At 71.4% G+C, this 8,696-nt stretch carries 8 protein-coding genes; 5 read left to right on the top strand and 3 right to left on the bottom strand.

Annotated elements, in window-relative coordinates; translation table 11 throughout:
- The 3 genes from ACTIDRAF_RS0204155 to ACTIDRAF_RS0204145 all read right to left on the bottom strand — a co-directional run.
- Window positions 1-432, bottom strand: a 432-nt coding sequence (locus tag ACTIDRAF_RS0204155; RefSeq protein ID WP_280956862.1) for a beta-ketoacyl synthase N-terminal-like domain-containing protein, incomplete at its 3' end; no start/stop codon positions are given.
- A gap of 22 nt (window positions 433-454) precedes the next feature.
- Window positions 455-2,353, bottom strand: a complete 1,899-nt coding sequence (locus ACTIDRAF_RS27155) for a non-ribosomal peptide synthetase (RefSeq protein WP_016697451.1) — start codon at window positions 2,351-2,353, stop codon at window positions 455-457.
- Window positions 2,350-3,384: a hypothetical protein gene (locus ACTIDRAF_RS0204145; RefSeq protein ID WP_016697450.1), complete on the bottom strand. Its 1,035-nt coding sequence runs from the start codon at window positions 3,382-3,384 to the stop codon at window positions 2,350-2,352. Before ACTIDRAF_RS0204145 ends, ACTIDRAF_RS27155 begins: the two co-directional genes overlap by 4 nt.
- Before the next feature lie 297 nt (window positions 3,385-3,681).
- Between ACTIDRAF_RS0204145 and ACTIDRAF_RS0204140 the strand changes: the two genes are divergently transcribed.
- The 5 genes from ACTIDRAF_RS0204140 to ACTIDRAF_RS0204115 all read left to right on the top strand — a co-directional run bounded on the left by ACTIDRAF_RS0204140 (window position 3,682) and on the right by ACTIDRAF_RS0204115 (window position 8,484).
- A complete protein-coding gene (locus ACTIDRAF_RS0204140; RefSeq protein ID WP_157162831.1) occupies window positions 3,682-3,996 on the top strand; it encodes a phosphopantetheine-binding protein in 315 nt (104 codons plus the stop codon).
- A 36-nt stretch (window positions 3,997-4,032) separates the two neighbouring features.
- Window positions 4,033-5,151, top strand: coding sequence for an acyl-CoA dehydrogenase family protein (locus ACTIDRAF_RS0204135; protein ID WP_016697448.1), 1,119 nt, complete (start codon window positions 4,033-4,035; stop codon window positions 5,149-5,151).
- A gap of 87 nt (window positions 5,152-5,238) precedes the next feature.
- Window positions 5,239-6,129 carry a 3-hydroxyacyl-CoA dehydrogenase family protein gene (locus tag ACTIDRAF_RS0204125; protein WP_016697446.1) on the top strand — a complete coding sequence of 297 codons (891 nt, stop codon included), beginning with the start codon at window positions 5,239-5,241 and terminating at the stop codon, window positions 6,127-6,129.
- Window positions 6,130-6,211: 82 nt separating this feature from the next.
- A complete protein-coding gene (locus ACTIDRAF_RS0204120) occupies window positions 6,212-7,342 on the top strand; it encodes a branched-chain amino acid aminotransferase (RefSeq protein ID WP_083886085.1) in 1,131 nt (376 codons plus the stop codon).
- 119 nt (window positions 7,343-7,461) lie between these two features.
- Entirely contained in the window at window positions 7,462-8,484 is a 1,023-nt protein-coding gene (locus ACTIDRAF_RS0204115) for a class I SAM-dependent methyltransferase (RefSeq protein WP_016697444.1), read from the top strand.
- The last annotated feature ends 212 nt before the right edge of the window (window positions 8,485-8,696 follow it).

Genomic DNA, 8,696 nt, shown 5'->3' with positions numbered 1-8,696 from the left:
GTTGCCGATGGCGCTGAGGGTGCTGGAGTCCCGGACCAGGTGCTGGTACTCGGGAGAGGGAAGGCTGAAGATCGTGGCGGTGTCGCTGCCCCGCAGCTTCGACGGTGCGTAGCCGGCGCCCTCCACCGCCTCGTGGGCCAGGGTGAGGGCCAACCTGTGCTGCGGGTCGAGCAGCTCGGCCTCTCGTCGGGACATCCCGAAGAACCCGTGGTCGAAGGAGGTGATGTCCTCCTGGTACCCCATCGGTGCGTGGCCGGTGTCGGAGCGCAGGCCGGTGTCGGTCATCCGGCGTTCGGGGAGGGCGCGCACCGAATCCCGCCCGGAACGGAGGTTGTCCCGGAACTGGGCGAGGGTGTCCGCCTCTGGTAGCCGCAGCGACAGTCCGATCACGGCCACTGCGTCGGAGTCGGGAACTGGCTCGTGTGCAGTCATCGCTGTTCCCTTCCAGTGGCGCTCAGAGCTCTACCGAGGTGGGTCGCTGGTCGGGGGTGGGCGGAGCCTCCTCGCCGATGCGTTCGGCGATGGCGTCCGTCAGCAGGTCGATGGTGACGAGGTCGAACAGCTCGCCCACCCGGACGGTGTCCGGCCAGTCCTGTTGGAGGCGCAGGTGCAGGTCGACGACCCGGCGGGAGTTGCCGCCGAGGCGGAAGAAGTCGTCGGTGGTGCGGAAGTCGCGGTGGCCGAGGACCGCGGCCCAGTGTTCGGTGACCAGGCGGCGCACCCGGGACCGGCCGGTCTCCTCCTCGTCCGGGTGGCCCTGGTCCTCCCCGGACGGCGAGGCGGGTGGGTCCTCCGGTGTCGGGGTCGCGAGCTGGGCTCGGAGCGCGGCGCCGTCGGTCTTGCCGTTGGAGGTCAGCGGAACCGAGGCCAGGGGGAGGAACCTGCTGGGCACCGCCTGTTCGACGAGCAGGTCGGCGCAGTGCCGTCGCAGGTCGGCGGGCACGATCTCCCCGGGGTGGGCTTCGTCGGGGACGCACCAGGCGACCAGTTCGGTGCCGGCGTCGCCGGTGACGGGCAGGACGACCGCGGTGCGGACGCTGGGGTGACGGTTGAGGACGGCTTCCACACCGGCCAGTTCGACCCTGGCTCCTCGGAGCTTGATCTGACGGTCGGTCCTGCCGCGGAAGACCAGGTCGCCGGTACCGGCGTCCCGCACCGCGAGGTCCCCGGTCCGGTACATCCGCGCTCCCGGCGAGCCCATGGGGTCGGCGACGAACCGGGCGGCAGTCAACGAGGGCTGACCGAGGTAGCCCAGGGCCACCTGTGCTCCGCCCAGGTAGAGCTCGCCCGTCTCACCGGGGGGCGTGGGGTTGAGCCGGGGGTCGAGGAGCCTGGTGGTGCCCCCGTTCCCCCCGTGTCCTATCGGGATCGGGGCTCCACCCCGGTTGGCCGCATCGACGGTGGCCGAGGTGACGTGGTGGCTGGAGACCATGACGGTCGTCTCGGCCGGGCCGTAGCCGTTCCACAGTTCGACGTGGGGCAGCCTGTCGAGGTGTCGGCGTGCCAGTCCCACCGTGAGTTCCTCCCCTCCGAGGAGGACGACGCGAGCGTGCTGGCCGATCAGGTCCGCGTGGTCGAGCAGCAGCTCGTGGTAGGAGGTCGGGGAGAAGATCACCTCCGCGCGGACCCGCTCGGCGAGCTCGGCGGTCGCCTCGGCGTCGCGGAGCTGGGACTCGTCGGGCAGCGCGATCGTGGTTCCCTCGGCGAGGGCCTTGATGAGGTACCCGATGCCGGCGTCCCAGGACAGCCGGCAGCAGGCCAGGATCAGCCGTCCGTGGGTGGCCGGCCCGTCTTTCGATGTCACGTAGGCGTCGAACTCGGTCCAGCGGAGCACGACCGCTTTGGGGATGCCGCTGGTTCCCGAGGTGAGCACCAGGTAGGCGGGCGCGGCGGCGGGTAGCACCGGCTCGGGGACGGCTGGGGCGGAGTCCGGTACCTGGTCGAGGTCGACGAGCGTGACGGCACTCGTCGCGGCCGGGTCGAGCCCTGCGGTGGGGAGGGGGTCGTCGCCACCGGAGTGGACGACCGCGGTGAGCCTGGTGGCCGCCGCGATCGCTTGGAGCTGGGCGGTGGGTTGGGTGGGTGCGACGGTGGCGGCGCAGGCGCCGATCCGCAGCACGGCCAGCACGGCCGCCACCGCCTCGGCGCTCTGCGGGAGCCGCAGGACGACGGTGTGTCCTGGTCGGACGCCGACCTCCCACAGCCTGCGGGCCAGCGCGGCGGAGAGGTTCCCCAGTTCCCGGTAGCTGAGGGTCGTCGACCCGCACACCACCGCGGGCAGCTCGGGCAGCCGGGTGAGATGGTCGAGGACGCGGCGCAGTGCAGGAGGGCCGGTGGGGGGTCGTCCGGTCACCGGAGACCCGCTTCCCGCTGGTCGGAGTCGACCGCACGCCGGAACAGGGCCGAGCTCCAGGCGGCCACCGGGCTGCTGTTCATGACGAGGACCGGCGTGCCGGGGGCGAGCGAGGCGGCCTTGGCCTCCAGGTTGAGCAGGACGTCGAGGGAACCCAGGTGACCGTGTCCGGCGAGGTTGTCCGCGCACACCGGGTCGATCGGGAGGTCCAGCGCTTCCTCCCAGAACCGGAAAGCACCGACGGCGAGGTTCTGCATGAGGACGGCCCCCAGGGCGCTCACGGGGATGCCGTTGCGGTCGAGGACCGCGGCGTTGGTCTCGGTGAAGCGGTTCCGGCTCTCGACGGCGAGCCGGAAGGAGTAGGTGGCCTCGTCGGCGCACTCCTCGGCCCACTGGGGTTGTGGGCGGTCGCGGTAGTTGATGCGGAACAGGTCCGAGTACCTGCCGTCGCTGCGGAGTTCGTGGTCGACGAGGTGGTACCGCCCGGTGGTCTCGCGCGAGACCACGACGGCGGCCGCGCCGTCGCCGAGGATCGTCATGGGTGCGCGGTACCGGGCGGTGGTGGCGGCCTTCCCGGCGGTGACCACCAGCACGCGCCGGTGTCGTGGATCCCCCCGCAGGAGGGCGGCAGCCAGGGTGAACGCCGCCGACACCGAGACGCAGCCGAGTTCGCCGACACCGACGGTCAACGCCGCATGCGTGCCGAGCCTCGCCTGGAGGCGGGTGGCCTCCGAGGACAGCAGGTACTCCGGTGCCCTGCCCTGCACGTAGAGCAGCACGTCCACCTGGTCGGGGCCGATCCCGGTGCGGGTGAGCGCGTCGCGGGCGGCGCGTTCGGCGAGATCGACCTCGCTGAGGTCTCCGGCGTCGTGGACCCGGTCGATGCCGAGCGAGAGCGCGTGCTGCCGGCGGGCGGGCGGCAGGTCCGCCAGCTCGGGGAGGTCCGTCACCTCGACGCTGGTGCCGGGGAACCAGGTACCGAGGGGCCCGAGGGTGACGGGTGGCCGTTGGGCGTGCTGGTCACCGGTCACGAGCGTCTCCCCCGCGGTGTCGTGGCGTCGAGGAGTCCCGACCCGCTCCCGGCGGCGTCCCGGCGGTGACCGCGAACGGCATTGCCCTCACCTCCATGAACCCTCAGCCGTGCCGCGCCCACCGCGTGGAACGGGAGGATTACCCCACTTTCCACGCCATGTTTACCTCACCGTCGCGGCGCGTGGTACCAGCTGTTCCACACCAACAGGACGTTTCACGGACGGCCAAAGGTCCTCGTTCCGCGCGGGTACCGCTGCTAGCGTGCAGCACAGTTTCCCAGCAAAGGGGCACCCGGAGTGATCGAGAACGAAAAGGAACGGCTTTCCACGGCTGATATAACGTCCACAGTGCGCGTTTTCTTCTCAACCGCGGGTGTTGACCGCGCCATCGAGGCCGATGAGGACTATTTCAGCCTCGGTTACCTGAACTCACTCCTGGCGCTGGAGTTGGTCACGTATGTCGAGCGGAGTTTCGGCATCACCGTGGAGGTCGAGGACCTCGATCTCGACAACTTCCGGACAATCGCGCGCGTAGTGGGTTTCGTGCGGCGGAAACTGGACCCGACTTCCGGGACGGCGGACGGCGTGACGGAGCGGCAGTCGTCGGAGTAGGGACACCCGTCGGGCGGTTCACGACTTGGGGATGAGATGGATCCGGACAACGTCCTGGAGCAGGTGCTGACCGGTGCCCCGGACCGGGACAGGCTCGGCACGTTCCCCCGGGAGGCGGTCGACGCGCTGGCGCGATGCGGGGCGTTCGGTGTCGCCGTGCCAGCGGTGCACGGCGGCGACGACGGTTCCGCCCGCGACCTCGGCGCGCTCGCCGAACGCCTGGGGCGCGGTTGCACCGGCGCTCGCGGGCTGCTGACGGTGCAGGAGATGGTGCTCGCGGCGCTGCTGCGTTGGGGAACGGCCGAGCAGCGGGACCACTGGATTCCCCGACTCGTCTCCGGTGAGCTGGTGGCCGGTTTCGCAGCCACCGAGCCGGAGGCCGGCACGGAGCTGGGCGCGGTGTCCACCACGGTGGAACGGGACGGCGACGAGTTGGTCATCAGCGGCCGCAAGGTGTGGGTGACCTTCGGCTCCTCGGCGGATGTCCTCCTGGTTCTCGGGACCACTGCGGCCGGCCCGGTGACGGTGTTGGTGGAGGCCGACCGGGCGGGTCTCGAGCGGGTGCCGATCCGGGATCCGTTGGGAATGCGTTCGGCGCGGCTGGCCGACCTCGTCCTCGACAGCGTGCGGGTCCCGGTGGCCAACCAGGTCGCGCCGGCCGGGTTCGGCCTGTCCCACGTGGTGGCCACGGCGTTGGACCACGGGAGGTTCACGGTGGCCTGGGGGTGTGTCGGCATGGCTGACGCCTGCCTGCGGGCGGCTGTGGAGCGGGTCGCCGGGCGTGACCAGGGCGGGGTCCTGTTGCGGGAGAACCCGGTGGTCCGGGCGATGCTCGGTCGGGCGGCGGTCGCGGTCGCCTCGGCCAGGGCGTTGTGCGAACGAGCGACGACGTCGCGGGACGAGCGGACCCCGGAGGCGCTGGTGGCCACGGTGACGGCCAAGTACGCGGCGGCGCGCGCCGCCGCGACCGTCAGCGGGACGGCAGTGCAGCTGCTCGGAGCCGCCGGGTGCGCCGGTGACTCCGTGGCCGGCAGGTTCTTCCGCGACGCCAAGATCATGCAGATCATCGAGGGTGCCGACGAGGTTTCGGAGGTGCGCATCGGCGACCACCTCCTGCGTTCCTCGGCCAGGCCGGACGGCGGAGGAGCGCTCTGACATGGCGGGAACGGTGCGGCACTGGTGGCCAGACGAGGTGCTCGGCCCAGTCGGGGACGAGGTCGCCCTCGTGGTGGAGGTCGGGACATGAGTGAACGGAACGACGACGCGGAGCGGCCGCCCGGCGTGGTGGGGGTCGTCGGAGCGGGCACGATGGGCGTGGGGATCACCCAGTGCCTCGCCGAGGCCGGCTACCCGGTCGTGGTGGTCGACGACGACCCGGGCGCGTTGGCGGCCGGGCCGCGGAGACTGCGGGACGCACTGCGGATGCGGCTGTTGGCCGGATCCGGTGCGGGGCGGTCGCGGCCAGCGGACGCGACTGGCGAGGTCGTGTGGACCGACCGGTTGGCCGATCTCTCGGGCGCCGGGTTCGTCATCGAGTGCGCCTTCGAACGCGTTCCGGTGAAGAGGGCGGTGCTGGCCGGCCTCGACGAGGTGTGCCCGCCCCCGACGGTGTTCGCATCCTGCACCTCGGCGATCCCGGTCACGCGCCTGGCTTCGTTCACCGGGCGGGCCGACCGCGTGATCGGCATGCACTTCATGAACCCCGCTCCGCTGAAGCCGACGGTGGAGGTGGTGCGGGCCCCCACGACCTCCCAGCCTACTGTGGATCGCGCCCTGGCTCTGCTGGCGAGCCTCGGCAAGAGCGGCGTGGTGGTGGGAGACGCCCCGGGGTTCGTGTCGAACCGGGTGTTGATGTTGACGGTCAACGAGGCGGCCCGCGTCGTCGAGGAGGGTACCGCCGACGCCGACGCCGTCGACCAGATCTTCCGGGAGTGCTTCGGGCATCCGATGGGCCCGCTCCGCACCGCCGACCTGATTGGCCTCGACACGATCCGCGACTCGCTCCTGGTGCTCCTGGAGCACACCGGCGACGACCGGTTCACCCCCTGCCGCCTGCTCGACGACCTGGTCGGGCAGGGCGCCCTGGGGCGCAAGGCGGGGAGGGGGTTCCACGACCACCCCGCCCCCCGGTGAGCGCCCCCGTCGGCTCTCACCCGAGCGGAACCGCCACCTCCCGCGTCGGCCCGCCTCGACGCCCACTCGTCCTGGGAGACAGATGAACCAGCCAACACCGACCGCCGCCCCCGTGTCCCTGCCGTTCGAGACCGCCCACGTGCCCCCGGCCGAGCGCCTCGACGCGGCCGCTCGGGACGAGCGCATGCGCAGTCCGGGGTTCGGCCGGGTGCTCACCGAACACATGGTGACGATCCGGTGGACCGAGGGCACCGGCTGGCACGACGCCCGGGTCAGCCCGTACCGCGGCCTGGAGATCGATCCGGCGACGGTGGGGGTGCACTACGGGCAGATCGTGTTCGAGGGGCTGAAGGCGTACTCGCTCGCCGACGGTGAGGTCGGGATCTTCCGCCCCGACGCGGCGGCCAGACGCCTCCAGCGGTCGGCGGCCAGGCTGGCGATGCCGGAGATGCCAACGGAGCTGTTCACCGACGCCCTGGTGGAACTGGTGCGCGCCGACCGGGACTGGGTGCCCAGCGAGGTCGGCAAGAGCCTCTACCTGCGCCCGGTCCTGATGGCGACCGAGGCGGACCTGGACCTGCGCCCGGCCCGTGAATACCTCTTCCTGCTGATCGCCTTCGTCACCGACAACTTCTTCCCCGGCGAACTCCGGCCCAGGACCGTCTGGATCTGCGAGGACTACGTGCGGGCCGCACCGGGTGGCACCGGCGAGGCCAAGACTCCCGGCAACTACGCCGCGAGCCTGCTCGCGCAGGAGCAGGCGAGGGAACGGGGCTGCGACCAGGTCGTGTGGTTGGACGCGGTGGAGCGGCGCTGGGTCGAGGAGATGGGCGGGATGAACCTGTTCTTCGCCGTGGGCCCCGAGGACTCGCCCCGCCTGCTGACGCCCCCGCTGGGCGGCACGATCCTGCCGGGCATGACCCGGGACTCGCTGATCACGATCGCCAGGGATCTCGGCTACCCCACGTCCGAGGAACCGGTCAGCGTGGCGGAGTGGCGCGGGTGGGCTGGCGACGGCTCACTGCGCGAGGTCTTCGCCTGCGGTACGGCCGCCGTGGTGACGCCCGTCGGGACCGTCCGATCCGCGTCCGGTGACTGGGCGGTCAACGGGGGACGTCCGGGACCGATCGCCACCCGGCTGCGAACCGCACTGCTCGACATCCAACACGGACTGGTCCCCGACCGGCACGGCTGGGTCCTGCCGGTCGGCTGATCACCTCGTCGCCTCCCGGGAAGCACGTGCCGTGGAGACGCGACGCCCATCGATAACCGCACCAACCCGAGGGAAAGCCCCGGTCACGTCCCGGGTCCGCCCGCGAAAGGAAACAAGAGATGTCTACCGCTGACCAGGTACAGACCAGCAACGCGGCGAGCCTCCGGGAGACCGCGGCCGACGCGGCAGGCGCGGCGGCCCTGCTCGAGATCGGGGACCGCCTCGGTCTGCTTCCCTACATCGACCAGGGGCAGAGCGTCACCGCCGCGAAGTTGGCGGCCGAGCTGGACCTCCCCGAGGAGGGCGTGGCCAACTACCTGGAGGCGATGTCCTCCGCCGGCATCATGGTGGACTCGTCCAGCGAGGAGGGCAGCCTCCGGGTCGCCGACGACTTCGACCAGATCCAGTACGAGGCGGGCTACCTGTCGTGGGCGATGAACGCCAACCGCCCGTTCGTGAACAACGCCGTGGAGTTCCTGCGCGCTCCGCTGGACTCGAGGGCGAAGTACCCGCGGGACGGCCGGCAGGTCGCGGTGTCCTCGGAGTGGATGGGGTCGAAGGGCTTCTACCCGGTCGCCCTGCAGACGATCCTCGACGCCCGTCCCTCCCGGGTCGTTGACCTGGGTGCCGGCACCGCCCGGCTGCTGATCGAGATCATGCTCCAGCTCCCGGAGACCACGGCGGTGGCACTGGACCTGGACGGCCCGTCCTGCGAGGAGGCCGTCCGGGCCGCCGAGCGTGCCGGCGTGGCCGACCGGCTCACCGTCATCGAGGCACCGATCCAGTCGGTCGCCGAGGACCCCACGCCGGTGCAGGGTGCTGACGTGGTGCACGCGGGCTTCGTCTTCCACGACATGATGCCCGACGAGGAGCAGGTCGCCGACGCCGTGCTCGCCAACTGCCGGGAGGGCCTGCGGTCGGGTGGCATGATGGCCATCACCGACGCCGTGCCGTACGTGAAGAACACGCGGGAGCGGCGGTTCAGCGCGATCGTGAGCTACTACCACAAGCAGTTCATGCGTCGTCGTCTCCTCACCGAGGAGGAGTGGACCGCCAAGCTGTCCGACGCCGGCTTCTCGTCGGTCGAGTGCCTGCCGCACCGCTTCCCGACGGGCCGCCTGTTCAAGGCCACCAAGGCCTGACGCCTCGGGCCGGTACGCGTCCATCGCGGCCGGTCGGAAGACGGGGTGGTGCACCGGTTCTCGCCGGTGCACCACCCCGTTCGACGTTGGCGGCCGGTTGCGGGAACGGTGTCCGACGTGGCGCTCCAGGACTGGTGGACGCGGTGCCGGCTCCCCCGCGTGGGCGGCAGCCCCCGTTACCTTTTTCGTAGCTCCTGATCAAGGAGTCGTGG

The organism is Actinoalloteichus spitiensis RMV-1378, from assembly GCF_000239155.1.
Classification (GTDB): domain Bacteria; phylum Actinomycetota; class Actinomycetes; order Mycobacteriales; family Pseudonocardiaceae; genus Actinoalloteichus_B; species Actinoalloteichus_B spitiensis.
The sequence above is the reverse complement of the archived record's forward strand: the minus strand, read 5'-3'. Positions and strand labels throughout refer to the sequence as shown.